This window comes from Janthinobacterium sp. GW822-FHT07A03 (assembly GCF_058798815.1).
Window position 1 is genome coordinate 169469 of record NZ_JBXAKW010000006.1, and the last position, 23855, is coordinate 193323.

The window sequence follows — 23855 nt, forward strand, 5'->3', positions numbered from 1 at the left end:
GGGTAAAAGACGAAATATACCCTGAATGAACGAACGCCGCAGGATGAAATCGCTGCGGCGTTAGCTTTAAATCAATGATGCTCAGGCGTAGACAGGGTTCTGCGTGACGGGCTGCAGGTTGACGTCATAGATCACCTGTGCGCGGATCGACGCTTCCAGCGACGGAATCGAGCCGCCGGCGCGGTACTGGAAACTCACTTGCAGCACGTCGCCCGCCTTCACGGCCAGCGGCGCGGCCAGCGGCAGGCACATGTAGTGGTTCAGCCAGTCGATGGTGGTCGAGCGCTCGGGCACCACGGCCAGGATGTTCTTGGTGACGAAACGCAAGGCGTTCAGGGTGCCGCTGCGCTCGACGACGAACTTGCCGTCGAAGCCGAACACGCTGTCCGTCGGCTGGCTGAAGTCGATGATGCTGTAGACGGACGGCGGCGCCAGTTCCTGCACGCCCGGGTGGATGGCCGTGGTTTCCTGGAATTGCACGATGGGCGCATAAAAACCCTCGAAATCGTATTCCTGCTGCATCGGCTGCACGGCCATGATGACGGCCTCGGGCAGGAAGATGGGCAGCGGGCCGCCGAAGCGGGCCAGGTAGCGGCGCTTGAACGATTCGATCACTTCCACCTGCTTTTCGCGCAGCATACCCACATGGATCATTTCGCAGATGACCACGTCGACGGGCTCGGGCGGCAGATATTCGAAGGCGTCCGCGTGGACGACTTCCACTTTTTCACCGTTCGGGTTGAGCGCCAGCATCTTGCGCGCTTCCTTGACCATGTCCGGATTGAACTCCACGCACCAGACCTTGTCGGCGCGCGCGGCCGCAAACCACGACAGCACGCCCGTGCCGCCGCCCAGTTCCAGCACCTTCATGCCGGGTTTCACCGCGTAATCGATCGCCGACTTGAACCCGTGCATGCGGTTCTGGTCCATCAGCATATTGTGGTGGTAATGGACGGGGATAAATTGCCCCAGGTAACAACTCTCGATTTCTCGTTCATTCAGCATGTCTGTCCTCTTGGAGTCTGGCTCCGATGGCCGATCGGTTTTGTCATTCCAGAAAGCAGTGATGTCGCACGGGCTGCGCGAGGGGCGGCGACAATACAGCCGGCGCCTGACGGTGGTGTGATGGCCCATGCGAAAAATCTCCTGATTAATGCGACACGATCATTATCGTTAATCGCCAGGGAGAACAAAGGGCTGAGGTGAGAGGCAATTCCATGCCAGTTTCAGCGCTGGCATGGAAAATATTGAAATTAATACATTATTTGCAGGTACTTATTTACGTGCTGCGCGCGCCTTCTGGGCCGCCTCGATGATGGCCACCACGCCCGGCTTGTCGCCGGCCTGGGCGAACTGCGCGGCCGTCCAGCCATGGTCGCTCTTCAGGCTGGCGTCCGCGCCCCAGGACAGCAGCAGCTTGACGGCGCCCTCCTGTCCTTCGCGGGCGGCAAACATCAGCGGCGTGACGTTGGCGGGCGCGCGCGCATCGACCACGGCATCGCGGTCCAGAAAAATCTTCATGATGGGCAGGTCGCCGGCCGAGGCCGCATAGTGGAGCGCCGTCCAGCCGCTCTGGTTGACCTTGGCGCCCTTGGCCAGCAAGGCGTTCACCGCGTCCAGCTTGTGCTTGTAGGCGGCCATCATCAGCGCCGTGTTGCCGTTGGCCGAACGGGCCTCGATGTCGATGCCGGGAGCGTCGAGCAGCACCTGGAAAACCCGGTCCGCATCGTCGCGCAGGGCCAGCACGAGCGGTATGTCGCCGCGCTGTGCGTCAGGCTGGTTCGGATTCATGCCCTCAATCAGCATGCCGCGCACGCCGCTGGCGTTGTTGACGGACACGGCGCGGAAGAATGCATCGGGTTCCGGCGCCGCCTGGCTGGCGGCGGCACAGCACAGCAGCATCGCCAGCGCGAGTTTTTTCATCATGTTTTACCTTAAAAAGTTATGGCAACTGATTGAATAACTTGAAGAAATTTTCCGTCGTCTGGCGCGCCACCTGGTCCAGGGGGATGCCTTTCAAGATCGACAGGTATTCCGCCACGTGGGCCACGTAGCCCGGCTCGTTCATGCGGCCGCGGAACGGCACGGGGGCCAGATACGGCGAATCCGTTTCGATGAGGATGCGCTCGAGCGGCACTTCCAGCGCCACGGCCTGCAAATCCTTGGCGCTCTTGAACGTGACGATGCCGGAAAACGAAATGTAGAAATCCATGGCTATGGCGGCGCGCGCCACTTCGAGCGACTCCGTAAAGCAATGCATGACGCCGGCCACGCCGCCGTCGGCCACGCCCGCGCCCTCTTCGCGCATGATGCGTATCGTGTCTTCGCTGGCCGCTCTTGTGTGAATAATCAAGGGCTTGCGCGTGATTCTTGATGCTTTGATGTGAGTCCTGAAACGCTCGCGCTGCCACTCCAGATCGCCCGTCAGGCGGAAATAGTCGAGGCCCGTCTCGCCGATGGCGATGATCTTCGGATGGTCGGCCAGGCGCACCAGGTCTTCCACCGATGGTTCAGGCGTGTCTTCGTAGTCCGGATGCACGCCGACGGAAGCGAAAATATGTGGATACTGCTCGGCCAGGGCCAGCACCTGCGGGAAGTCCGGCAAGTCGACGGACACGCACAGCGCGTGCGTCACCTTGTTCTCGGCCATCTTGGCGAGGATCTCGGGCATGCGAGCGGCCAGCTCGGGGAAATTGATATGGCAATGGGAATCGATATACATAAGGCGGGATTGTACCGGAGGGAGCAAAAACTGGCAGGGGAACGGCGGCGGCGCGCGTCCCCTGCCGGGGCGGTTCGGATGCTGGCAGCCGATTACATCTGCGAGGCCGGGTGTTCGGCCAGCGGAACGAAGTTGCCGGTCGATTCGTCGAGCGCGTCGAGCGAGCCGTTCTCGATGTCGTACACCCAGCCATGCAGGGTCAGACGATGTTGCGCCATGGCCAGCGCCACCGAGGGATGGGTGCGCAGGTTATTCAGTTGCGCCACCACGTTGGCGCGCACCATGCCGTCGATGCGCGACTGTTCCGTCGGATGGTCGACCGATTCGTTGATCATGCGCGCCGCGTCCGCATGGTGCAGCCAGCTGCGCACGGCCGGCATGTGATCGAGGCAGGCGCAGGTGGCGATCGCCTTCATCGCGCCGCAATCGGAATGGCCGCAAATGACGATGTCGGTCACGTTCAGGGCCGACACGGCAAATTCCACCGTGGCGCTGACGCCGCCCGGCTCCGGCCCGTAGGAAGGCACGATGTTGCCCGCATTGCGGATCACGAAGAGTTCGCCTGGTTCGCGCTGGGTCACCAGTTCGGGCACCATGCGGCTGTCCGAACAGGAAATGAACAGGGCCTTCGGGGTTTGTCCCGTGGCCAGGGTCTTGAACAACTCGCGGCGCTCAGGAAAAACCTCTTTTTGGAAACGTAGGAATCCAGCAATAATGTCGCGCATAAATAAATGAAATGGTTAGCCGAACCCGTATTATCGCTGATCTGGCGCCTGCATTGCCTATTGCCCCCGCCTACTGCCCCTTTGGCGGCTGCCACAGCTCCACCTTGTTGCCCTCAGGATCGATGACCCAGCCGAACTGGCCGTATTCCGAGTCCGGCGCCTTGTCCAGCACCGTGCAGCCCTCGTCGCGCAAGGCTTGCAGCAGCGCATCGAGGTCGTCGACCCGGTAATTGATCATGAAGGACGCCATGCCGGGCGCAAACTGCTCGCTGTCCTTGGCTGCCACGGACCAGATGGTGGTGCCTGCCGTGGGTTGGCCGGCGGCATCCGTCCAGGTAAAGGCGGCGCCGCCCCAGGGCTGCACGTCCAGGCCCAGGTGGCGCTGGTACCAGGCGCGCAGCGCGGCCGGGTCTTGCGCGTGGAAAAAGATGCCGCCAATGCCAGTGACTCGTTGCATGTACGCCTCCGTTGCTGTCCAGTGCCTTGACTGTAACACCGGGGGTCAAGCGTGGCAAACGATACCGTGAGTCTGGGGGCCAAGTCATTCAAATCGCGCCAGGAAGGCTACAATTTACTTTAACTTGGCAATGCAAGCCATTGATTTCATTGGCAACTGGATGCGTAGTCGAGCAGCATGTCTTCCAGGAACAGCTTGGGCGACAAGGGGTGTTCGGCAATCGCGCGGCGCTCGTTGGCGGCCTTGATGGCGGCCATCAGGCGGCTGACGTTGATGCGCCCGGCCAGCGCTTCCAGCTCGCGCCGGTGGCGCGGATAGTAGCGGATGGTGCCCGATAATTTGACGGAGAACACGTCGTACAGCCAGCGCTGCAAAGACGCCACCAGGGGCGCCAGCGGCGCCTTCTGCAATTTGTCGGCCGCCTTCAGGGCCGCTTCCACGCCGGGATGGGCCAGCACCTGCAGCAACTGTTCCGTTTCTTCGCGGCCGCCCGATTCTGACTGGGCCAAGGCGGCCAGCGGCGCGCCGCCCTGCTCGCGCAGCCAGCTGTCCGCGTCGTTCAAGCCTTGAGCCTTGAGCCACGTCAATGCCTGCTCGTGGCTGGGCATGGGCAAGGCGAACTTGCGGCAGCGCGACAAGATCGTCGGCAGCAAGCGGTCCAGGCTGTTCGATGCCAGCAGGAACAGGGTGCCCGGCGGCGGCTCTTCCAGGGTCTTCAGCAAGGCGTTCGACGCGGGCGTGTTCAGCGCCTCGGCCGGGTACAGCACCACCACGCGCAAGCCTTGCCGGTGCGTGGAAATGTTCATGAAGTCGGCCAGGTTGCGGATCTGCTCGATCTTGATGTCTTTCGACGGCGTCTTGCTCTTGGCGCTTTTCTTCGCGCCCTCGCCCTCTTCGCCGTCGTCGGCCACCTCGTCTTCCAGCGCTTCCGGACGCACGCGGCGGTAATCGGGATGGTTGCCCTGGCTAAACCAGCCGCACGAGGCGCAGGTGCCGCAGGCATGGCCGTCGGCGCGCACGTCTTCGCACAGCAGCGCTTGCGCAAAATGCTCGATGAAGTCGGCCTTGCCGATGCCTTGCGCGCCATGGAACAGGATGGCATGCGGCATGCGCGGGCGCAAGGCTTGCAACTGCTGCCAGGCGTCCTGTTGCCACGGATAGAGAGAACTGGTCATATCTTCTTCTTTTAAATCAGCGCGTTACAGTGCTTTGTGCAAGCAATACATCAAGCAGTTGCGCCAGCTGCACCTGGATATCGGCGATGCTTTGCGTGGAATCGATGATGCGGAAACGCTGCGGGAACTGGGCCGCGCGGCGCAGGTACTCGTTGCGCGTGGCGGCAAAGAAGTCCGATCGCTCCTGCTCGAACTTGTCGAGTTCGCGCGTCGCGTCCAGGCGGGCGCGTGCCACGGCCAGCGGCACGTCGAACAGGAAGGTGATGTCCGGCTGCAGGTGCGGGTGCACCCACGCTTCCAGCTGTTCCATCTTGCGCAAGTCCATGCCCCGGCCGCCGCCCTGGTAGGCGAAGCTGGCATCCGTAAAGCGGTCGGAAATGACCCACTCGCCCCGTTCCAGGGCGGGCGCGATGACTTGCGCGATGTGTTCGCGGCGGCTGGCGAACATCAGCAGGGCTTCCGTTTCGAGGTGCATCTTTTCATGCAGCAGCAGTTCGCGCAGCTTTTCGCCCAGGCTGGTGCCGCCCGGTTCGCGCGACGAGACGAGGCTCACGCCCCGCTGCCGCAGGTAATCGGTAACAAAGCCGATATGCGTCGACTTGCCCGCGCCATCGATGCCTTCGAAGGTGATGAAGCGGGGTTGATAGTGTTGTGTCATGAAACTCTTGATCTGATAAGGATATTAGCGCTGGTACTGGTTCACGGCGCGGTTATGGTCGGGCAAGTTGGCCGAGAACTGGCTGGTGCCGTCGCCGCGCGCGACGAAATACAGCGCCTGCGTGCGGGCCGGCGCCAGGGCCGCCGTCAGCGATTGCGCGCCAGCCAGGGCGATCGGCGTGGGCGGCAGGCCGCCGCGCGTGTAGGTATTGTACGGGGTGTCCGCTTCCAGGTCGCGTTTGCGGATCTTGCCCTGGTAGTTGTCGCCCATGCCATAGATCACGGTGGGGTCCGTCTGCAGCAGCATGCCCGTCTTCAGGCGGTTGACGAACACGCCGGCGATCATGGCGCGCTCGGACTTTTGGCCCGTTTCCTTTTCCACGATGGACGCCATGATCAGCGCCTCGTACGGGTTTTTATACGGCAAGGCCGGATCGCGCTTGAACCACGCTTCGGACAGCCGGCCGATCATGGCCGTGTGCGCCTGCTTGAAAATCTGCATTTCGCTGGCACCCTTGGCGAACAGATACGTGTCCGGGAAGAACAGGCCTTCCGGCAACATGTATTCCGGGCTGATCTTCGCCATCAGTTCCTTGTCGGACAGGCCCACGGTATCGTGCTTGAGGCCGGGATGATTCGCCATCGCCGCGCGCATCTGCTTGAAAGTCCAGCCTTCGATGATGGTCAGCGACTCCTGCGCGAACTCGCCGCGCGCCAGCTGCGTGATCAGACGCTGCGGCGTGGTGCCCGGTTTCAGCTCGTAGGAACCGGCCTTGATCTTCGAAGTCTTGCCTTCGATGCGCGCCAGCATGTTGAACAGGATGGGCACGATGGGCACGCCCGCGTCCGCGATCTGCTGGCCGGCCGCATGCGCGCCACTGCCCGGGCTGATCGTAAACGGAATCGCTTCGCCGTCCGTGGTGATGGGCTGCTGTGCCCAATACACAAAAGTACCGCCCACGCCGATGGCGGCGATGACTGAACTGACTACAAGTTTTTTAAAGAAAGCCATTGTTCCGATTCTTGTGATGCGCTCGCTGACGGGCAACGCGCGCTTGTTATGATCGTTCATTTGTGAAGCAAGTGCGCGCAAAGCGGCGCCAACACTGGCAATCTTGCCGCTGCCGACGCAATCTGCGCGACATCACTATAATGAACCCGTAATGATAATGCTTAATCGCTGATCTAATGGAAATTATGAATAACTGGAATCAATTTTTAACTGCCCAAGGCGCCCGCCCCCTTGCCGCCGAGAACGCGCCTGACGGCACCGCGCTTGCCACCAGCGTCTCCCCCATCGCCGATTTTGGCCACTCCCTGACAGTGCCCCAGCTGCAAGAAGGTTTTGTCGCGGCCATCACGGACCAGGGCTTGATCGGCCTGACCGGCGACGAGGCAGCCAGTTTCCTGCACGGCCAGCTGACCAACGACGTGGAACACCTGAACCAGGAGCAAGTGCGCCTGGCCGGCTACTGCACGCCGAAGGGCCGCCTGCTGGCCAGTTTTTTGATGTGGCGCAACGCCACCACCATTTATCTGCAATTGCCGCGCGCCATACAGCCCGCCATCCAGAAGCGCCTGCAGATGTTCGTGCTGCGCGCCAAGGCCAAGCTGCACGATGCGACGTTTGATGACGCGAACCAGGTCATGCTGGGCCTCGGCGGCAGGCAAGCCGGCGCGGCCCTGTCGGCCTGGTTCCCCGCCCTGCCCGCCACGCCGTTCAGCAAGGTCGAGCATGCGCTGGGCACCCTGCTGCGTGTGGCCGATGCCTTCGGCAGCGCCCGCTATGAATGGCTGACGTCCGCCGCCACGGCGCGCGACGTGTGGCCGCAATTGACGCAACAGCTGGCCAAGGGCGGCAATGACGTTTGGCAATTGTCGGACATCCATGCGGGCATCCCGCAGATCACGGCCGCCACGCAAGAGCAATTCGTGCCGCAGATGGTCAACTTCGAGCTGCTGGGCGGCGTCAATTTCAAGAAAGGCTGCTACCCGGGCCAGGAAATCGTCGCGCGCAGCCAGTACTTGGGCAAGCTCAAGCGCCGCACCACCCTCGTCAGCATCGCTGACGCCAGCGTCGTGGCCGGCGGCGAACTGTTTGCCGTCAGCGACCCCGAGCAGCCTTGCGGCATGGTCGTCAACGCCGCGCCGAACGGCGTGGGCGGCTTTGACGCCCTCGTCGAAATGAAGTTGGGGGCGATAGCAGAAGGTTCAAGCGCCGCCGGCGCCGTGCGCTACGGCTCGGCCCAGGGTGCGGCCGTGCATTTCCTGCCCATGCCTTACGTGCTCGACGCACTCGACTTGTGAGAATGCCATGAAAGATTTGTACATTTACTATCAAGTGAAGGAAGAGCACGCCCAGGCGCTGGAAGCGCGCGTGCGCGCCTTGCAGGCGAAACTGGCGGCCGCGTCCGGCGTGGCGCCGCAACTCAAGCGCCGTCCCGAGGCCGAGGATGGCTTGCAGACGTGGATGGAAATCTATCCCGTCGTCGGCGAAGGTTTTGCCGAACAACTGGCCGCGGCCGCCGAGGAAGCGGGCTTGCTGTCCCTGACGGCGGGTGCACGCCACACGGAAGTGTTCATGGATTTGCCCCCATGTGCCTGATCGTTTTTGCCTGGAAAGTCAATCCGCACATCCCGCTGATTGCCGCCGCCAACCGCGACGAATTCTATGAACGCGCCAGCGCCCCCGCCGGGGCCTGGCCCGAACACCCGCAAGTGTATGCGGGCCGCGACCTGCAGGCGGGCGGCAGCTGGATGGGCATCACCCAGGCCGGCAGCGGCAGCTCGCGCTTTGCCGCCATCACGAATATCCGCAGCCCGCAAGACCGCAACCCGGACGCCCCCTCGCGCGGCGCCCTGGTGGCCGACTACCTGGCCGGCAGCATGTCGCCGCAGGACTATATCGCGCAGATCCGCCCCGGCTGCAAAGCCTACAACGGTTTTAACCTGGTGCTGGGCGACGCCACTACGCTGATCTGGTTTTCCAACCGGGGCGATGGCGATGCGCGCAATGGCCAGCCATTGGAACCGGGCATCTACGGCCTGTCGAACGCCCTGCTCGACGCGCCGTGGCCCAAGGTGCTGAAGACCAAGGCCCAGTTCGCCAGCCTGCTGTGCCAGGGCGCGCCCGACGAAGCCTACTTCGACATGCTGGCCGACACCACGCGCGCCCCGGACTTCCGTCTGCCCGACACGGGCGTGCCGCTCGACCTCGAGCGCGTGCTGTCCGCCGTCTGCATCGAAACGCCCGGTTACGGCACGCGCACCTCCACCGTCGTCAAACTGTTCCCGGACTCTCCCGGCGAACTGCATGAGCTGGTGATTCAGTAGGTCGGGTTAGCGCGCAAGCGCGTAAGCCGACACCACCACACCGGCATCATCACCATCCCCGCTGTCGGATTACGCGCGCCTGCGGCGCGCTAATCCGACCTACGCAAGCTTCCCCTATCCTCATCGAAAACCCACCCACCACCCATCCGCACAAAAAAGAAAGCGCTTGCGCAAGCGCTTTCTTTTGTTTACGATGGATTCCAACGCGGCGACACAGCCGCACACTATCGCAGCACACAATAAGAATAAAACCATCAGGAGACACCATGGCCACCATGGAAGATGTAGCGCGCGCGGCGGACGTATCGCTGTCGACCGTTTCGCACGTACTCAACGGCACCCGCAAGGTCAGCCCGAAAACCGTCGCCGCCGTCAACGCGGCCATGCAGCAGATCGGCTATGTGCCGAACATGCTGGCCCGCGCGCTGGCCGGCTCGTCGTCGGGCACCATCGGCGTGGCCATTTCCGCCTTCACCAATCATTACTTCAGTGAAACCGTGCGCGCCATCGAGGCCGCCTGCACGCGCCACGGCCTGATGATGCTGTTTTCCGATACGCATGACGATCCCGAACAGGAACTCAAGGTGGTGCAGAACCTGCACCAGCGCCGGGTCGACGGCATCGTGCTGGCGCCGTCCGGCGACGCGCACAACCGCACCCTCGACTATTTGACCAGCAACAAGATCGCTTCCGTACTGGTCGACCGCATGTCGCCGCAGCCGTTCGACCAGGTGGGCGTGGAAAACATCGAGGCGACGGCAGAACTGGTCAGCCATCTGATCGCGGCCCACGGCCACCGCCGCATCGGCTTCATCAGCGGCGCGCCCGGCCTGTCCACGACGCACGAGCGTATCGAAGGCTACCGCCTGGCATTGCAGCGCGCCAACATCGCCTTCGATCCGGACCTGCTGCGCTCGGGCGACTCGAATCTGGAGCGCAGCGGCGCGGCCACGCGCGAACTGCTGGCCCTGCCTGCTGGACAGCGCCCGACGGCCATCGTGGCCGGGAATAACCTGATGACCATCGGCACCATGCACGCCTTGCGCGACGCACAGATTGCGGTACCGCAAGACGTCGCGCTGGCCGGTTTCGATGATTTCGACTGGGCCGATTACTTCAGCCCCCGCCTGACCGTGATGGCCCAGCCGCTCGAAGAGCTGGGCGCCATGGCCGTCGACCTCCTGATCGACCGTATCGCCAACCCGGGCCGCGCCCAGCATGTGCAACGTTTGTCGCCGACCTTGCGCGTGCGCAACTCCTGCGGCTGCCCCTGACCTTTCACTGTAAATCAACATGCATCCAGCGATTTCCCTCGGTATCGACCTCGGTACCTCCGAACTGAAAACCGTGCTGATGGACGGCACCGGCGCCGTGCGCGGCCAGGCGTCCGTGCGCATCGATACCAGCCGCCCGCAGCCGGGCTGGTCCGAACAAGCGCCGCAGGATTGGTGGGCCGCCTGCGTCAACGCCCTGGCGCAGCTGCGCGCCGGCTGGCCGCAGGACTACGCGCGCATCGCCTGCATCGGCCTGTCGGGCCAGATGCATGGCGCCGTGCTGCTCGACAGCAACGACAACGTGATCCGTCCCGCCATCCTGTGGAACGACGCGCGCGCCGAAGCCGAAGCGGCCAGCCTGGCGCGCGACTATCCCGCCTACGCGGACGTGACGGGCAGCCTGCCCATGGCGGGCCTGACGGCGCCGAAACTGCTGTGGCTGCAAAAGCATGAGCCGGCCGCGTTTGCCGCCATCGCCTGCCTGCTGTCGCCGAAAGACTATCTGCGCCTGCGCTTGACGGGGATCAAGCTGACGGACATGTCCGACGCGGCCGGCACCCTGTGGCTGGACGAGGCCGCTCGCGCCTGGTACGCGCCCATGCTGGCCGCCTGCGGTTTGCGTGCGGAACAGATGCCGGCGCTGGCCGAAGGCGACGCGGCCACGGGTACCGTGCCGGCCGCCATCGCCGACAAGCTGGGCTTGCCCATGGACGTGGTGGTGGCGAGCGGCGGCGGAGATAATCCCGTCTCGGCCGTGGGCATCGGCGCCGTCAACGGCGGCGACAGTTTCATTTCGCTCGGTACCAGCGCCGCCATCGTCAGTGTGACCGAAGCGCCCCTGGGCAACCCTGCCGGCGGCGTGCACAGCTTTTGCCACGCCCTGCCCGGCCGCTGGTATGCGATGGGCGCGATCCTGTCCGGCGCCAGTTGCCTGCGCTGGGCCACTGGCGTGCTGGGCCAGCCCGACGAGGCCGCCCTGCTGGCGCTGGTGGAAAGCGCCCTGCCGCTCGATGCGCCCATCGCGCCATCGGCGCCCCTGTTCCTGCCCTACCTGTCGGGCGAACGCACGCCGCACAACGACCCGCAGGTGCGCGGCGCCTTTTTGCAGCTGGGCCACGACAGCACGCCGGCGCAGCTCGGTTACGCCGTGCTCGAAGGCGTGGCGTTTGCCTTGCGCGACGCCATGGCGGCCGTCACCTCGACGGGCGCCGTGGTGCCGCACTGCATGCTGGTGGGCGGCGGCGCGCGCAGCCAGTACTGGGCGCAGCTGCTGGCCAATGTGCTGGGACGCGAAATGCGCACCTTGCACAACAGCGAGCTGTCGGCCAGCCTCGGTGCGGCCAAGCTGGGCTTTGCCGCCATCGGCGACGCCAGCCTGCTGACGCAGGGCTTACCTATCAAAAACACTTTCCTGCCCGATGCCGCGCACAGCGCAGCCTTGAGCATCCGCTACGGCCGCTACCGTAGCCTGTTTCCCGCCGTGCAAGCTCTGCACCAACTCAGTGATAAGGAATAGCAATGAATCAGCTGCAACAATTGAAGCAACACAGCACCGTCGTCGCCGACACGGGCGACTTTTTGCAACTGGCCCGTTTCGCGCCGCAAGACGCCACCACCAATCCGTCGCTGATTTTAAAAGCCGTGCTGCAGCCCGATTACGCGCCCTTGCTGGAAAGCACGGTTGCCGCGCACAAAACCGCGTCGCTGGACGATATCGTCGACCAGGTGCTGGTGCGTTTCGGCCTGGAAATCCTGAAAGTGGTGCCGGGCCGCGTGTCGACGGAAGTCGATGCCCGTTTGAGCTTTGACCGCGATGCCACCGTGGCCCGCGGGCGCCGCCTGATCGCCCTGTACGAGCAAGCCGGCATTAGCCGTGAGCGCGTGCTGATCAAGGTCGCCGCCACCTGGGAAGGCATCCAGGCCGCGCGCGAACTGGAAAAAGATGGCATCTTTTGCAACCTGACCCTGCTGTTCGCGTTTTGCCAGGCCGTCGCCTGCGCCGATGCCAAAGTGCGGCTGATTTCGCCGTTCGTGGGCCGCATCTACGATTGGCATAAAAAATCGCTGGGCGCGGCATGGGACGAAGCGGCGCGCAGCCTGTCCAACGATCCAGGCGTGCAATCGGTCACGCGCATCTTTAATTACTACAAGCAACATGGCATCGCCACGCAAGTGATGGGCGCCAGCTTCCGCAACGTGGGGCAGATCACGGCACTGTCCGGCTGCGATCTGCTGACCATCAGCCCGGACTTGCTGGCAAAGCTCGAAGCGTCAAGTGCGCCGTTCGAGCGCGCGCTGGGCGGCGACCTGGGTGCGGCGCAGCCGGCCGTCACGTATGACGAGGCCGCCTTCCGCTACGCCCTGAACGACGATGCGATGGCGACCGAGAAGCTGGCCGAAGGCATCCGCGGCTTTGCCGTCGATGCGGGCAAGCTCGATGCCATGATCGAGAAATTGCGCAGCCAATAAGTTTGCACCCAGTTTTTTACCCGTAGCACCGTTTGTTTTTACAATAAAAACCCTTGGAGATCCTCATGAAAAAAGTCATTACCGCCACCCTGCTGCTGTCCGCCGCCTGCGGCGCCTTTGCCGCCGACAAACCGCTGAAATCGATCGGTGTGAGCGTGGGCGACCTGGCCAACCCGTTTTTTGTCGCGATTGGCCGCGGCGCAAAAGAAAGCGCGAAAAAGCTCGGTGGCCCCGGTGTGAAAGTCACCACTGTTTCCAGCAAGTATGACCTGAACACCCAGGTGGACCAGATCGAGAACTTTATCGCCAACAAGACCGACATCATCATCCTGAACGCCGTCGATTCCAAGGGCATCGCTCCGGCCATCAAGAAGGCGCGCAATGCGGGCGTGGTCGTGATCGCCGTCGACGTGGGCGCCGTGGGCGCTTCGGCCACCGTGATGTCCGACAACACCATGGCGGGCGACGTGTCGTGCGCCTACCTGGCCAAGCAGATCGGCGGCAAGGGCAACGTGGTGATCCTCAACGGCCCGCCCGTCACCTCCGTGATCGACCGCGTGAACGGCTGCAAGAAGACCCTGGCCGCGTTCAAGGATATCAAGATCCTGTCCGACAACCAGAATGCGGGCGGCAGCCGCGACGGCGGCATGACCGTGATGTCGAACCTGCTGACGGCCCATCCGAAGATCGACGGCGTGTTCGCCATCAACGATCCGACGGGCATCGGCGCCGAACTGGCGATCAAGCAATCGAAACGCACGGACGTGAAACTGATCACGGCCGTCGATGGCGCGCCGGACGGCCAGAACGCCCTGAAAAACAAGGCCGGCCTGTTTGCCGCCACCTCGGCGCAAAATCCGTACCGCATGGCAACGGACGCCGTGCAGATGGGCTACGACATCATGAACGGCCGCACGCCGAAACAGACCATGGTGCTGTTGCCGACCCCGGCCATCACCAAGGAAAACGTCGCCACCTACACGGGCTGGGTAAAGAACTGATCTGCCTGACCTGAACCACGTGTTGCCCGCCCCGGCCATGGCCCAAGGGCGGGCAGCAGTTTCACCAGCAAGGATATTCCCATGAGCGACGATATTATTTTTGAAATGCGCGGCATCGAGAAGCGCTTTGGCGCCACGCGCGCGTTGCGCGGCGTGCACCTGACGGTGCGCAGCGGCGAAATCCATGCCGTAATGGGCGAAAATGGCGCCGGCAAGAGCACCCTGATGAAAATCCTCTCGGGCGTGTACACGCCGGATGCGGGCGAAATCATTCTCGACGGCAAGCCGATCAAGATCCGCAACCCGGGCGAGGCCCGCGCGCTCGGCATCAACCTGATCTACCAGGAACTGAGCGTGGCCAAGAACATGACGGTGGCGCAGAACGTCTTCATGGGCAGCGAACCGCAAGGACCGTTCTGGACCGTCAAGGGCGGCGAGATGCGTGCGCGCACGAACGCCATCCTGGCCGACCTCGGTTCCCGCTTCGATGCCGACACGATGGTAGCTACCCTGTCGATCGCCGAGCAGCAGCAGGTGGAAATCGCCCGCGCCCTCGTGCACGAAAGCCGCATCCTGATCATGGACGAGCCCACTGCCGCCCTGTCCGACCGGGAAACCGAACAATTGTTCCGTATCATCGAAGAACAGCGCGACAAGGGCCTGGCCGTGCTCTACATCAGCCATCGCATGGCCGAGGTGGAACGCCTGGCGCGCCGCATCACGGTGCTGCGCGACGGCGCCTATGTGGGCGAGCTGGGCAAGGATGAGCTGGATCAAAAGAAAGTCGTGCAAATGATGGTAGGCCGTCCCGCCGACGACTTCTATTCGCACCAGCGCCGCACCACGCGGGGCGCCGAGCGCTTGCGCGTGGAAAACGTGGGCGGCGGCAAGGTCAAGCCCGCCTCGTTTGCCCTGCATGCGGGCGAAGTGACGGGCCTGGCGGGACTCGTGGGCGCGGGCCGCACGGAACTGGCGCGCCTGATCTTTGGCGCGGACAGGAAGCAATCGGGGCAAGTGTGGCTCGACGGCCAGGAAGTGCACATCCAGCGGCCGCTGGCAGCCATCCGCCACGGCATCGGCTATTTGCCGGAAGACCGCAAGAGCCTGGGCTTGTTCATGCAGTTGTCGGCCATGGAAAACATGTCGATGAATATCCTGTCCAGGCATTCCACGGCGGGCGTGGTCAACCGTGGCGCCCTGACGCAGCTCACGCGCGAGGCGATTACCAACCTGAACGTCAAGGTCTCCGGCCCGGACGGCATCGTCGGGGGGCTCTCCGGCGGCAACCAGCAGAAAGTCTTGCTGGCACGCTGGCTGGCCATCGCGCCGAAAGTCCTCATCCTCGACGAACCGACGCGGGGCGTGGACGTGGGCGCGAAGAGTGAAATCTACAAGATCATCCACCAGCTGGCGGATGCGGGCACGGCCGTGCTGTGCATTTCCAGCGAACTGGCCGAGCTGGTCGGCATCTGCGACCGCGTGATGGTGATGTGCGAAGGACGCCTGACGGGCGAAGTGACGGGCGACGATATTACGCAGGAAAACATCCTTGCCTACGCCACCCAGCTGGAAGCGGCATAAGAATAATCATTCAGGAGATAGACCATGACAACTAGTACCACCCGCGGCGCCCCGCGCGCCGGCGAACCCTTCAATGCCTCGAACCTGATGCGCCGCCTGGGCATGCTGCCCGTGCTGGTCGTGCTGTACCTGGCCATGTATGGCCTGACCGTGTATTTCTCGGCCGACGGCACGTCCACGTTCATGACCAGCAACAACACCATGAATATCTTCCGCCAGGTCTCGATCAATATCGTGCTGGCCTCGGGCATGACCTTCGTCATTTTGACCAGCGGCATCGATTTATCGGTCGGCTCCGTGCTGGCCGTCTCGGCCGTGGCAGGCATGCTGATGTCCTTGTCGGCCCAGTTCGCCGGCTTTTCGATTCCCGCCTTCCTCATCGTCGGCTTGCTGCTGGGCGCGCTGAACGGCGTGCTGGTCGCCCTCGTCGGCCTGAACCCCTTCGTCGTGACCCTGGGCACCATGACGGCCCTGCGCGGCGCGGCCTATCTGCTGGCCGATGGCACCAGCGTGCTGAACACGGAAATCCCCAGCTTCGAATGGATGGGCAACGGCAGCTTCCTGGCCGTGCCCTGGCTGATCTGGCTGGCGGCGGCCGTCGTTCTGCTGACCTGGTTTATTTTGCGCAAGACGACGCTGGGCCTGCATATCTACGCCGTCGGCGGCAATATCCAGGCGGCCCGTTTGACGGGGATCAAGGTCGGTCTCGTGCTGATGTTTGTCTACACCATCAGCGGCCTGTTCGCGGGCCTGGGCGGCGCCATGTCGGCCAGCCGCCTGTATGCGGCCAACGGCAACTGGGGTACCGGTTATGAACTCGACGCCATCGCGGCCGTCGTGCTGGGCGGAACGAGCCTGATGGGCGGCGTCGGTTCCGTCTGGGGCACCGTCATCGGCGCCCTGATCATCGGCGTGATGAACAATGGCTTGACGATCCTGGGATTGTCGTCGTTCTGGCAGTATGTGGCGAAAGGTGTCGTGATCGTGCTGGCTGTCATCCTCGACAAATGGCGCCAGAGCCACGCGCAGAACTAATGGCATTGCATACGGCGTCCAGCTCCCCGGACGCCGTGCGGCGCACCCTGCCCTGATCAATCAGGCAAACTGCAGGCGCATTTCCACATGCGCAATCCCCGCCTCTTCAAACACGTCCCCCTGCTGCACGAAACCGTGGCGCGCATAGAATGGCGCGGCCACGGTTTGCGCGTTCAGCACCACCGCCGCATCACCGCGTTCGCGCGCCTTGTCCATCAGCAAGGTCAAAATGGCGCCGCCCACGCCCGTGCCGCGGCCCGGCAGGCGCACGGCCATGCGGCCGATGTGGCCATCGGGCAATAAGCGGCCCGTGCCGACGGCGTTGCCGGCGTCATCATAAGCCACGGCATGCAGGCAGACGACGTCCATGTCGTCGAGTTCGATCTCGGCCGGCACTTTCTGTTCATCGACGAATACTTCAAAACGGATGGCGGTGGCGTCGGGGCCCAGGGTGGTCCAGTCGCCGAGGCGGATGGTGTGCTTGGTCATGGTGTAATGTAGAAAGAGACAGGCCGTTATTGTCGCACGACCTGCCTTTCCACAGAGAGATCAGCTGAGCTTGACCAGCTGCTTGCCGAAGTTGCGGCCTTTCAGCAAGCCGATGAAGGCTTCGGGCGCGCTGGCCAGGCCGTCGGCCACGGATTCGCGGAATTTCAGCTTGCCCGTCGCCACCAGCGTACCCAGTTCCGCCAGGCCCTGCGGCCAGAATTCCGGCTGCTCGGAAACGATGAAGCCGCGCACGGTGAGGCGGTTGGTGAGGATCAGGCGCGCATTGTCGAGCGGCGTCGGCTCGCCGTTGTAGCCGGCGATCCAGCCGCACACGGCCACGCGGCCAAAGGCGTTGGTGCGGGCCAGGGCCGCGTCGAACACGGCGCCGCCCACGTTTTCAAAGATGGCGTCGATGCCATCCGGCGTGGCCGCCGCCAGGTCAGCTGCCAGGTTGCCCGCCTTGTAGTCGATGCAGGCATCGAAACCCAGCTCCTCGACGACGTACGCGCATTTCTCCGCCCCGCCCGCGATGCCGACCACGCGGCAGCCTTTCAATTTCGCCAGCTGGCCCACGACGCTGCCCACGGCGCCGCTGGCGGCCGATACCACCACGGTTTCGCCCGCTTTCGGCGCCATGATCTGGTTCAAGCCATACCAGGCCGTCATGCCCGGCATGCCGACGGAACCCAGGTAGGCCGAGGAGGGGATATGCGTCGTGTCAACCTTGCGCAGCATGGTGCCGTCCGACACGGCCACTTCCGTCCAGCCCAGAGTCCCGACCACCGTGTCGCCGACGGCGAACTTCGGATGCTTCGATTCCAGCACCACGCCTACCGTGCCGCCGATCATGGTTTCATCGAGCGCCTGCGGCGCCGCATAGCTTTTATTGGCGCTCATGCGCCCGCGCATGTAGGGATCGAGCGACAGGAACTGGTTGCGCACCAGCAATTGCCCATCCGTGATGGCGGGAATATCTTTGGTTTCCAGACGAAAATGTGCCGGCTGCACTTCCTCATTCGAGGCGGGGCGCGCGGCGAGGACGATGCGTTGGTAGGTGGTCATGAATGCTCCTTATTGGATGAACAAGCTGAACCCTAAAGCGAAGGGCTGGGGTAATTCAATCATTAAATCTCATAGTCCATACACTGCCGCGCTTCGCGCACAGCGCCAAAAAACGGCTTGATCTTCACGTGCTCGGGATGGTTCTGGTAGGCATCGAGCGCCTCGCGGCTGGCGAACTCGCTGTACAGGACGATGTCGTAGGTGGCTTCCAGGCCGGGCTGGGCCACGGCTGCCTCGAATTTCAGGATGCCGGGCACCAAATCCGAACAGGAATCGAGCAGGGCCTTCAGTTTCAGGGCATTCGTGGCGCGGTCGGCGCCTTCGGCGTGGTCTTTGAGTTTCCAGAAAACGATGTGCTTGATCATGGCGGCAGGCTGGTTGTTTATAAATGAAGCATTACTGTACCCGCTATCGGCGCGCCTTGCAGGCAATGGGCGCGGAATGCAAACGGGCGGCCCTGGAAGCCGCCCGCAGACTGGGTTTGATCTACATCACAGCACTTCGAACAGCCCGGCCGCGCCCTGGCCGCCGCCGATGCACATGGTCACCACCACGTATTTGACGCCGCGGCGCTTGCCTTCGATCAAGGCGTGGCCCGTCAGGCGCGCGCCCGACACGCCGTACGGGTGGCCCACGGCAATCGCCCCGCCGTTGACGTTCAGGCGGTCCATGGGGATGCCCAGCGTGTCGGCGCAGTACAGCACTTGCACGGCGAACGCTTCGTTCAGTTCCCACAGACCGATGTCGGCCACCGTCAAGCCCGCCTTTTTCAGCAGTTTCGGGATGGCGTAGACGGGGCCGATGCCCATTTCATCGGGTTCGCAGCCGGCCACGGCAAAGCCGCGGAAGATGCCCAGCGGCTGCAAGCCTTTCGCTTCGGCCACTTTCGCGTTCATCACGATGGCCATGGACGCGCCGTCGGAGAACTGGCTGGCATTGCCGGCGCTGATGACGCCGCCCGGGATGGCCGGGCGGATCTTCGCCACGCCGTCATAGGTCGTGTCGGCACGGATGCCTTCGTCGCTGGAAATCGTCACTTCGCGCGAGACCAGCATGCCGCTGGACTTGTCGGCCACGCCCATGATGGTGGTCATCGGCACGATTTCCGCGTCGAACAGGCCGGCGGCCTGGGCGCTTGCTGCGCGCTGCTGGCTTTGCGCGCCATACACATCTTGCCGCTCGCGCGAAATCTGGTAGCGCTTGGCCACGGTTTCCGCCGTCTGCAGCATGGGCCAGTACACTTCCGGCTTGTGCTGCTGCAGCCAGACCTCGCGGTACATATGCGTATTCATTTCATTTTGCACGCAGGAAATCGATTCCACGCCGCCCGCCGCATAGATATCGCCTTCGCCCGCGATGATGCGCTGCGCCGCCAGGGCGATCGCCTGCAAGCCCGAGGAACAGAAACGGTTGACGGTCATGCCCGCCGTGGTGACGGGGCAGCCGCCGCGCAAGGCCACCTGGCGCGCGATATTGCCGCCCGTGGCGCCTTCGGGGAAGGCGCAGCCGACCAGCACGTCTTCCACTTCCTCCGCCTCGATGCGCGCGCGCTCGACGGCGGCGGCCAGCACATGGCCGCCCAGGGTGGCGCCATGCGTCATGTTGAACGCGCCCTTCCAGGACTTGGCCAGGCCCGTGCGGGCGGTCGATACGATGACGGCTTCATTCATGCTGTGTCTCCTTGTGGGAATGTTATGTGGTCAATGATGTTAGCTCGGAAGCAGAATAGCACATTTAAGTACGGTCGTTCGCAAAGTTCCGGCGCATGGCGATTTGTAAGCTTGGTGTAAGTTTCAAGCAAGCATGACGTAAGGTTCGGAGAACACACTCGCCCCAAGCTGTTGCAAGAATGGTCAAAAAGACCTCGGCACCAGTTCACTATAAAACATAGGGAGACAAACCATGGCATCATCATCCGGCCCGGCCGACGTACGGAAAATGTCCACCAAGGGCACGCCGATCACGCCCGAGGAACGCAAGGTCATCTTTGCGTCCTCCTTGGGCACCGTTTTTGAATGGTACGATTTTTACCTGTACGGTTCGCTGGCATCCATCATCGCCAAGCAATTCTTCATCGGCGACCCCACCACCACCTTCATTTTCGCGCTGCTGGCCTTTGCCGCCGGCTTCATCGTGCGTCCGTTCGGCGCGCTGGTCTTCGGCCGCCTGGGCGACATGATCGGCCGCAAGTACACCTTCCTGATCACGATTCTGATCATGGGCGGCTCCACCTTCATCGTCGGCTTGCTGCCGGGCCATGCGTCCATCGGCATCGCCGCACCGATCATCCTCGTCATCCTGCGCATCCTGCAAGGCCTGGCGCTGGGCGGCGAATACGGCGGCGCAGCCACCTACGTGGCCGAGCACGCGCCTGAAGGCAAGCGCGGCGCGTTCACGGCGTGGATACAGACGACGGCCACGCTGGGCTTCTTCCTGTCGCTGATGGTCATCCTGGGCACCCGCCTGGCGACGGGCGAGAAGGATTTCGAGGCCTGGGGCTGGCGCATTCCCTTCCTGGTCTCCGTCATCCTGCTGGGTATTTCTGTGTGGATCCGCCTGGCCATGAATGAATCGCCGGCATTTGCCAAGATGAAGGCCGAGGGCAAGACCTCGAAGGCGCCGCTGACGGAAGCGTTCGGCAAGTGGAAGAACCTGAAGATCGTCATCCTGGCCCTGATCGGCCTGACCGCCGGCCAGGCCGTCGTCTGGTACACGGGCCAGTTCTACGCCCTGTTCTTCATGATCCAGACCCTGAAAGTGGACCTGGCCACGGCCAACGTGCTCGTCGCCATCGCCCTGCTGCTGGCCACGCCGTTCTTCCTGTTCTTCGGCAGCCTGTCGGACCGCATCGGCCGCAAGTACATCATCCTCGGCGGCTGCCTGATCGCCGCCCTGACCTACTTCCCGATCTTCAGCGGCCTGACCCACTTCGCCAATCCGCAGCTGGAAGCGGCACTGAAGAACTCGCCAGTGGTGGTGGTAGCCGATCCCGCTTCCTGCCACTTCCAGTTCAACATGACGGGTACCAAGAAGTTCCCGTCGTCGTGCGACATCGCCACGGGCTTCCTGTCGAACAGCTCGGTGAACTACACGAAGGAAGACGCGCCGGCCGGCTCAATCGCCAAGGTGCGCATCGGTACGAAGGAATTCACGTCGTTTAACGCCGTCATGACGCCCGATGGCCTGAACTTCGATGCGGAAAGCAAGGCCCATGAAGCAGCGCTGAAGAAGGAAATCGGCGCCGGCATCAAGGAAGCGGGCTACCCTGCGAAAGCCGATCCGGACCAGATCAACAAGCCGATGGTCGTCTTGCTGCTGTTCATCCTGGTGCTGTACGTCACCATGGTGTACGGCCCGATCGCCGCCATGCTGGTGGAAATGTTCCCGACGCGTATCCGTTACACCTCGATGTCCCTGCCCTACCATATCGGTAACGGCTGGTTCGGCGGCTTGCTGCCGACCACGGCCTTCGCGCTGGTGGCTTTCAAGGGCGACATCTATTACGGCCTGTGGTATCCGATCGTCGTCGCCCTGGCGACTGTCGTGATCGGCACCCTGTTCGTCAAGGAAACCAAGGACAACAATATCTACGCCGACGATTGATCCGTTGCAAGCCCTGGCCGCCAGGCCGGGGCCCGCAAAGCAAAACGCCGCTGACTGGTCAGCGGCGTTTTTTTTATGCGGCGTATGCGGCGCAGGCGGCGGCAGGCTTATTTGTCGCTCTTGCCCTTTTTTACCTGGTCGCGCTGCTGCACGTATTCCTGGTAGCTGGTCTGGTTGCGCTTGCGGCAGGCATTGCGGTCGTCGAAATTGTTCAGGCTATTGCAGTACTCGCCGATCTTGTCCCGGTTCGCGTCATACAGTACTTCGCAGCCGGTCATCGCCAGCAAGAAGGGAACGATCAGATATTTCATTGCTACTCTCATGGATAGGGACGGATTGCGCGAAAAAACACCAGATTGCCCGCTGGATAAGCGTGCGGCTTTATCTTAACGCGATCCCGGCGGAAAGTACAAGCGCTCGGTATTACTTAATAGAAAGGATTGAGGACAACGGGGCATCCTGCCCGTCCAGCTCCCCGTTCAGCAGCGGATTGGCCGCCGCAAACGCCGCCAGGTGCTCGAGCAGCACGCGCACGCGGGCCGGCAGGTAGCGTCGCTGCGTCCACACGGCATACACGTGGCGCGGCTGCGGCATCCAGTCGGGCAGCACGCGCACGAGCGAACCGCGCGCCACCTCGTCGCGGCACTGCAAAAGCGGGCACAGCAAGATGCCGATGCCCGCGTCGGCCATTTCCACGGCCAGGCGCATTTCATTGACGCGCAGGCGCGCCTGCGGTTCGATCAGCATTTCGGCGCCGTCGCCGGGCCGCCGCAAGCGCCAGCTGCGCAGCGGTTCGGCCACGATCAGCTCGTGCCGCTCCAGTTCCTGCAAGTCGCGCGGCACGCCGGCGCGCGCCAGGTAGGCTGGCGCGGCCACCATCACCAGCGCGGCGCTGCCCAGGCGGCGCTGCATCAGCGAGGAGTCGTCGAGCGCGCCCACGCGGATGGCCAGGTCGGCGCCGCTGCCCACCAGATCTTGCAGCAGGTTCGACAGTTCCAGTTCCAGGCGGATGTCCGGATACTGCTGCATGAAGCTGACCCAGGCGGGCGTCAGCAAGCCGCTGGCGAAGTTCACGGGCGCCAGCACGCGGATGCTGCCCGAGACGGCCGACAGGCTGGCGTCGAGCTGCTGCGTCGCCTGCCGCAAGGCGTGCACCAGGGGACGGCACTGCTCGTAGTATTGCCAGCCTTCCGCCGTCGGCTGCAGGCGGCGCGCGCTGCGGTTGAGCAAGCGGTAGCCTAGCTGGCTTTCCAGCTTCTGCAGCCGGCGCGTGACGGTGGCGGCGGGCAAGTCTTCCTTGACGGCCGCCGCATGCAGGCTGCCCGCCTCGACGATGGCGACAAACAGGGCTAGGTCATCAAGCATGATTCGTCGAACATGATTGCATTTTCGGAATTTGAAATTAAAAATATGGCTCTAGTATAGATTGCTGCAAGTCGTTACGCTGCATATCTTCACCATTTTGAAAGTGTCCCATGTCCGACGCCCTGCGCCTGCGCTGCGTATTTGCCTTCCTGATGTCGCTGGTCATGACCCTGCTGATGAGCGCCTGGGTCACCTGGCTCAATATCGGCCTGCAGGCAGACTTCCTGCCCCGCTGGCGCCACGCGTTCCTTGCCGCCTGGCCCGTGGCCTTCTGCGCCGTGATGCTGTTCGCGCCCCGCGTGCAGCTGATGAGCCGCAGTATCGTGGCGCGGCTGGCCCGCCGCCCTTAACCGGCAGTCGGCCGCCGGCGGTATCACTCGGTCACTCCCGCCCACAGCCGCCGTGATCCGGGCTATGCTATGGCCGTCCTTGTTTTTACAGCGGAGTGCCCATGCTCGATCACGTCTCCCTCACCGTCAGCGACCTGGAACGCGCCGAGCGCTTCTACGACGCCGTCTTCGCCGCGCTGGACGTGCCCAAGGTGGGCAGCGACCATGCCAATGCCTGGATAGGCTATGGCCAGCGCAGCGATGCGGAACACCCCGAACGCAGCTATTTTTCCGTGCGCCTGGGCCCGCAGCCTGACGACGCGCCGCGCCGCCATTGCTGCTTCAAGGCCCCCTCGCGCGCGGCCGTGGAAGCGTTCTGGCACGCGGGCCTGGCGCATGGCGGCATCGACCTGGGCGCACCCGGTCTGCGCCACTACCACGCCAGCTATTACGCGGCCTTTCTGTTCGATCCGGACGGCAACCGCATCGAAGCCGTCTGCCACCAGGCCGACGCCGGCTGACAGGTGGGGAAATCCGCTTCTGTTCGGCATTTCCACTTCCATATGGTTTTGCCTATA

General features: G+C 63.3%; 26 protein-coding genes. 12 read left to right on the plus strand and 14 right to left on the minus strand.

From position 1 onward, the window contains the following. Nucleotides 1–81 precede the first annotated feature (81 nt). The 8 genes from AC1RJW_RS18195 to mltG form a co-directional block, all read right to left on the minus strand. A complete protein-coding gene (locus tag AC1RJW_RS18195) occupies nucleotides 82–1005 on the minus strand; it encodes a class I SAM-dependent methyltransferase (protein WP_493046227.1) in 924 nt (307 codons plus the stop codon). 270 nt (nucleotides 1006–1275) lie between these two features. Then, nucleotides 1276–1926, minus strand: a complete 651-nt coding sequence (locus tag AC1RJW_RS18200; RefSeq protein ID WP_493046228.1) for an ankyrin repeat domain-containing protein — start codon at nucleotides 1924–1926, stop codon at nucleotides 1276–1278. A 16-nt stretch (nucleotides 1927–1942) separates the two neighbouring features. Further along, nucleotides 1943–2722, minus strand: coding sequence for a TatD family hydrolase (locus AC1RJW_RS18205; RefSeq protein WP_493046229.1), 780 nt, complete (start codon nucleotides 2720–2722; stop codon nucleotides 1943–1945). 92 nt (nucleotides 2723–2814) lie between these two features. Then, the gene (locus AC1RJW_RS18210; protein ID WP_099408551.1) at nucleotides 2815–3447 is read right to left on the minus strand and encodes a carbonic anhydrase; all 633 of its coding nucleotides are present in this window, start codon (nucleotides 3445–3447) and stop codon (nucleotides 2815–2817) included. Between the two features lie 70 nt (nucleotides 3448–3517). After that, nucleotides 3518–3904: a VOC family protein gene (locus AC1RJW_RS18215; protein WP_493046230.1), complete on the minus strand. Its 387-nt coding sequence runs from the start codon at nucleotides 3902–3904 to the stop codon at nucleotides 3518–3520. Between the two features lie 146 nt (nucleotides 3905–4050). Then, nucleotides 4051–5079 carry a DNA polymerase III subunit delta' gene (locus AC1RJW_RS18220; RefSeq protein ID WP_493046231.1) on the minus strand — a complete coding sequence of 343 codons (1029 nt, stop codon included), beginning with the start codon at nucleotides 5077–5079 and terminating at the stop codon, nucleotides 4051–4053. Between the two features lie 16 nt (nucleotides 5080–5095). Beyond that, the gene (gene tmk / locus AC1RJW_RS18225) at nucleotides 5096–5737 is read right to left on the minus strand and encodes a dTMP kinase (protein ID WP_493046232.1); all 642 of its coding nucleotides are present in this window, start codon (nucleotides 5735–5737) and stop codon (nucleotides 5096–5098) included. A gap of 24 nt (nucleotides 5738–5761) precedes the next feature. Next, entirely contained in the window at nucleotides 5762–6748 is a 987-nt protein-coding gene (mltG, locus tag AC1RJW_RS18230; RefSeq protein WP_493046233.1) for an endolytic transglycosylase MltG, read from the minus strand. A 176-nt stretch (nucleotides 6749–6924) separates the two neighbouring features. Here mltG and ygfZ point away from each other — a divergent pair, with 176 nt between their 5' ends. The 9 genes from ygfZ (at nucleotide 6925) to AC1RJW_RS18275 (ending at nucleotide 16429) form a co-directional block, all read left to right on the plus strand. Then, complete coding sequence (ygfZ, locus tag AC1RJW_RS18235; RefSeq protein ID WP_493046234.1) at nucleotides 6925–8043, plus strand: CAF17-like 4Fe-4S cluster assembly/insertion protein YgfZ; 1119 nt, start codon at nucleotides 6925–6927, stop codon at nucleotides 8041–8043. 7 nt (nucleotides 8044–8050) lie between these two features. After that, nucleotides 8051–8341: a DUF4936 family protein gene (locus tag AC1RJW_RS18240; RefSeq protein WP_493046235.1), complete on the plus strand. Its 291-nt coding sequence runs from the start codon at nucleotides 8051–8053 to the stop codon at nucleotides 8339–8341. Continuing rightward, nucleotides 8332–9069: an NRDE family protein gene (locus AC1RJW_RS18245; protein ID WP_493046236.1), complete on the plus strand. Its 738-nt coding sequence runs from the start codon at nucleotides 8332–8334 to the stop codon at nucleotides 9067–9069. Before AC1RJW_RS18240 ends, AC1RJW_RS18245 begins: the two co-directional genes overlap by 10 nt. Nucleotides 9070–9335: 266 nt before the next feature. Next, nucleotides 9336–10343, plus strand: coding sequence for a LacI family DNA-binding transcriptional regulator (locus AC1RJW_RS18250; protein WP_493046237.1), 1008 nt, complete (start codon nucleotides 9336–9338; stop codon nucleotides 10341–10343). Between the two features lie 31 nt (nucleotides 10344–10374). Continuing rightward, the gene (xylB, locus tag AC1RJW_RS18255; RefSeq protein ID WP_493046502.1) at nucleotides 10375–11859 is read left to right on the plus strand and encodes a xylulokinase; all 1485 of its coding nucleotides are present in this window, start codon (nucleotides 10375–10377) and stop codon (nucleotides 11857–11859) included. Between the two features lie 2 nt (nucleotides 11860–11861). Then, complete coding sequence (gene tal, locus AC1RJW_RS18260; protein WP_493046238.1) at nucleotides 11862–12812, plus strand: transaldolase; 951 nt, start codon at nucleotides 11862–11864, stop codon at nucleotides 12810–12812. A gap of 65 nt (nucleotides 12813–12877) precedes the next feature. Next, nucleotides 12878–13813: an ABC transporter substrate-binding protein gene (locus AC1RJW_RS18265; protein ID WP_493046239.1), complete on the plus strand. Its 936-nt coding sequence runs from the start codon at nucleotides 12878–12880 to the stop codon at nucleotides 13811–13813. Nucleotides 13814–13894: 81 nt separating this feature from the next. Further along, nucleotides 13895–15394 (plus strand): sugar ABC transporter ATP-binding protein, encoded by a 1500-nt coding sequence (locus AC1RJW_RS18270; protein ID WP_493046240.1) that lies wholly within the window; start codon nucleotides 13895–13897, stop codon nucleotides 15392–15394. 24 nt (nucleotides 15395–15418) lie between these two features. Beyond that, the gene (locus AC1RJW_RS18275) at nucleotides 15419–16429 is read left to right on the plus strand and encodes an ABC transporter permease subunit (RefSeq protein ID WP_070311868.1); all 1011 of its coding nucleotides are present in this window, start codon (nucleotides 15419–15421) and stop codon (nucleotides 16427–16429) included. Nucleotides 16430–16489: 60 nt separating this feature from the next. Here AC1RJW_RS18275 and AC1RJW_RS18280 read toward each other — a convergent pair whose 3' ends face one another. The 4 genes from AC1RJW_RS18280 to AC1RJW_RS18295 form a co-directional block, all read right to left on the minus strand. Continuing rightward, nucleotides 16490–16918 (minus strand): GNAT family N-acetyltransferase, encoded by a 429-nt coding sequence (locus tag AC1RJW_RS18280; RefSeq protein WP_493046241.1) that lies wholly within the window; start codon nucleotides 16916–16918, stop codon nucleotides 16490–16492. A 60-nt stretch (nucleotides 16919–16978) separates the two neighbouring features. Then, complete coding sequence (locus AC1RJW_RS18285) at nucleotides 16979–17980, minus strand: NADP-dependent oxidoreductase (RefSeq protein WP_493046242.1); 1002 nt, start codon at nucleotides 17978–17980, stop codon at nucleotides 16979–16981. Between the two features lie 62 nt (nucleotides 17981–18042). Next, nucleotides 18043–18345, minus strand: coding sequence for a Dabb family protein (locus tag AC1RJW_RS18290; protein WP_289897829.1), 303 nt, complete (start codon nucleotides 18343–18345; stop codon nucleotides 18043–18045). 126 nt (nucleotides 18346–18471) lie between these two features. After that, complete coding sequence (locus AC1RJW_RS18295; protein WP_493046243.1) at nucleotides 18472–19650, minus strand: acetyl-CoA C-acyltransferase; 1179 nt, start codon at nucleotides 19648–19650, stop codon at nucleotides 18472–18474. A 232-nt stretch (nucleotides 19651–19882) separates the two neighbouring features. On the opposite strand from AC1RJW_RS18295, the gene AC1RJW_RS18300 reads away from it, so the two are divergent. Then, nucleotides 19883–21583, plus strand: coding sequence for an MFS transporter (locus tag AC1RJW_RS18300; protein WP_493046244.1), 1701 nt, complete (start codon nucleotides 19883–19885; stop codon nucleotides 21581–21583). Nucleotides 21584–21690: 107 nt separating this feature from the next. Here the strand turns inward: AC1RJW_RS18300 and AC1RJW_RS18305 are convergent, their stop codons facing one another. Continuing rightward, nucleotides 21691–21894 carry a hypothetical protein gene (locus tag AC1RJW_RS18305; RefSeq protein ID WP_475414353.1) on the minus strand — a complete coding sequence of 68 codons (204 nt, stop codon included), beginning with the start codon at nucleotides 21892–21894 and terminating at the stop codon, nucleotides 21691–21693. 112 nt (nucleotides 21895–22006) lie between these two features. Continuing rightward, nucleotides 22007–22948, minus strand: a complete 942-nt coding sequence (locus AC1RJW_RS18310) for a LysR family transcriptional regulator (RefSeq protein WP_493046245.1) — start codon at nucleotides 22946–22948, stop codon at nucleotides 22007–22009. Between the two features lie 110 nt (nucleotides 22949–23058). On the opposite strand from AC1RJW_RS18310, the gene AC1RJW_RS18315 reads away from it, so the two are divergent. Together AC1RJW_RS18315 and AC1RJW_RS18320 are read left to right on the plus strand one after the other, a co-directional pair. Further along, complete coding sequence (locus tag AC1RJW_RS18315) at nucleotides 23059–23298, plus strand: DUF2798 domain-containing protein (protein ID WP_493046246.1); 240 nt, start codon at nucleotides 23059–23061, stop codon at nucleotides 23296–23298. 101 nt (nucleotides 23299–23399) lie between these two features. After that, a complete protein-coding gene (locus AC1RJW_RS18320) occupies nucleotides 23400–23798 on the plus strand; it encodes a VOC family protein (protein WP_493046247.1) in 399 nt (132 codons plus the stop codon). The last annotated feature ends 57 nt before the right edge of the window (nucleotides 23799–23855 follow it).

What these genes read in the sequence shown, in the direction of transcription:
- AC1RJW_RS18195 (WP_493046227.1), bottom strand. Translation starts at nt 1,005, where the DNA reads ATGCTGAATGAACGAGAAATCGAGAGTTGTTACCTGGGGCAATTTATC.
- AC1RJW_RS18200 (WP_493046228.1), bottom strand. Translation starts at nt 1,926, where the DNA reads ATGATGAAAAAACTCGCGCTGGCGATGCTGCTGTGCTGTGCCGCCGCC.
- AC1RJW_RS18205 (WP_493046229.1), bottom strand. Translation starts at nt 2,722, where the DNA reads ATGTATATCGATTCCCATTGCCATATCAATTTCCCCGAGCTGGCCGCT.
- AC1RJW_RS18210 (WP_099408551.1), bottom strand. Translation starts at nt 3,447, where the DNA reads ATGCGCGACATTATTGCTGGATTCCTACGTTTCCAAAAAGAGGTTTTT.
- AC1RJW_RS18215 (WP_493046230.1), bottom strand. Translation starts at nt 3,904, where the DNA reads ATGCAACGAGTCACTGGCATTGGCGGCATCTTTTTCCACGCGCAAGAC.
- AC1RJW_RS18220 (WP_493046231.1), bottom strand. Translation starts at nt 5,079, where the DNA reads ATGACCAGTTCTCTCTATCCGTGGCAACAGGACGCCTGGCAGCAGTTG.
- tmk (WP_493046232.1), bottom strand. Translation starts at nt 5,737, where the DNA reads ATGACACAACACTATCAACCCCGCTTCATCACCTTCGAAGGCATCGAT.
- mltG (WP_493046233.1), bottom strand. Translation starts at nt 6,748, where the DNA reads ATGGCTTTCTTTAAAAAACTTGTAGTCAGTTCAGTCATCGCCGCCATC.
- ygfZ (WP_493046234.1), top strand. Translation starts at nt 6,925, where the DNA reads ATGGAAATTATGAATAACTGGAATCAATTTTTAACTGCCCAAGGCGCC.
- AC1RJW_RS18240 (WP_493046235.1), top strand. Translation starts at nt 8,051, where the DNA reads ATGAAAGATTTGTACATTTACTATCAAGTGAAGGAAGAGCACGCCCAG.
- AC1RJW_RS18245 (WP_493046236.1), top strand. Translation starts at nt 8,332, where the DNA reads ATGTGCCTGATCGTTTTTGCCTGGAAAGTCAATCCGCACATCCCGCTG.
- AC1RJW_RS18250 (WP_493046237.1), top strand. Translation starts at nt 9,336, where the DNA reads ATGGCCACCATGGAAGATGTAGCGCGCGCGGCGGACGTATCGCTGTCG.
- tal (WP_493046238.1), top strand. Translation starts at nt 11,862, where the DNA reads ATGAATCAGCTGCAACAATTGAAGCAACACAGCACCGTCGTCGCCGAC.
- AC1RJW_RS18265 (WP_493046239.1), top strand. Translation starts at nt 12,878, where the DNA reads ATGAAAAAAGTCATTACCGCCACCCTGCTGCTGTCCGCCGCCTGCGGC.
- AC1RJW_RS18270 (WP_493046240.1), top strand. Translation starts at nt 13,895, where the DNA reads ATGAGCGACGATATTATTTTTGAAATGCGCGGCATCGAGAAGCGCTTT.
- AC1RJW_RS18275 (WP_070311868.1), top strand. Translation starts at nt 15,419, where the DNA reads ATGACAACTAGTACCACCCGCGGCGCCCCGCGCGCCGGCGAACCCTTC.
- AC1RJW_RS18280 (WP_493046241.1), bottom strand. Translation starts at nt 16,918, where the DNA reads ATGACCAAGCACACCATCCGCCTCGGCGACTGGACCACCCTGGGCCCC.
- AC1RJW_RS18285 (WP_493046242.1), bottom strand. Translation starts at nt 17,980, where the DNA reads ATGACCACCTACCAACGCATCGTCCTCGCCGCGCGCCCCGCCTCGAAT.
- AC1RJW_RS18290 (WP_289897829.1), bottom strand. Translation starts at nt 18,345, where the DNA reads ATGATCAAGCACATCGTTTTCTGGAAACTCAAAGACCACGCCGAAGGC.
- AC1RJW_RS18295 (WP_493046243.1), bottom strand. Translation starts at nt 19,650, where the DNA reads ATGAATGAAGCCGTCATCGTATCGACCGCCCGCACGGGCCTGGCCAAG.
- AC1RJW_RS18300 (WP_493046244.1), top strand. Translation starts at nt 19,883, where the DNA reads ATGGCATCATCATCCGGCCCGGCCGACGTACGGAAAATGTCCACCAAG.
- AC1RJW_RS18305 (WP_475414353.1), bottom strand. Translation starts at nt 21,894, where the DNA reads ATGAAATATCTGATCGTTCCCTTCTTGCTGGCGATGACCGGCTGCGAA.
- AC1RJW_RS18310 (WP_493046245.1), bottom strand. Translation starts at nt 22,948, where the DNA reads ATGCTTGATGACCTAGCCCTGTTTGTCGCCATCGTCGAGGCGGGCAGC.
- AC1RJW_RS18315 (WP_493046246.1), top strand. Translation starts at nt 23,059, where the DNA reads ATGTCCGACGCCCTGCGCCTGCGCTGCGTATTTGCCTTCCTGATGTCG.
- AC1RJW_RS18320 (WP_493046247.1), top strand. Translation starts at nt 23,400, where the DNA reads ATGCTCGATCACGTCTCCCTCACCGTCAGCGACCTGGAACGCGCCGAG.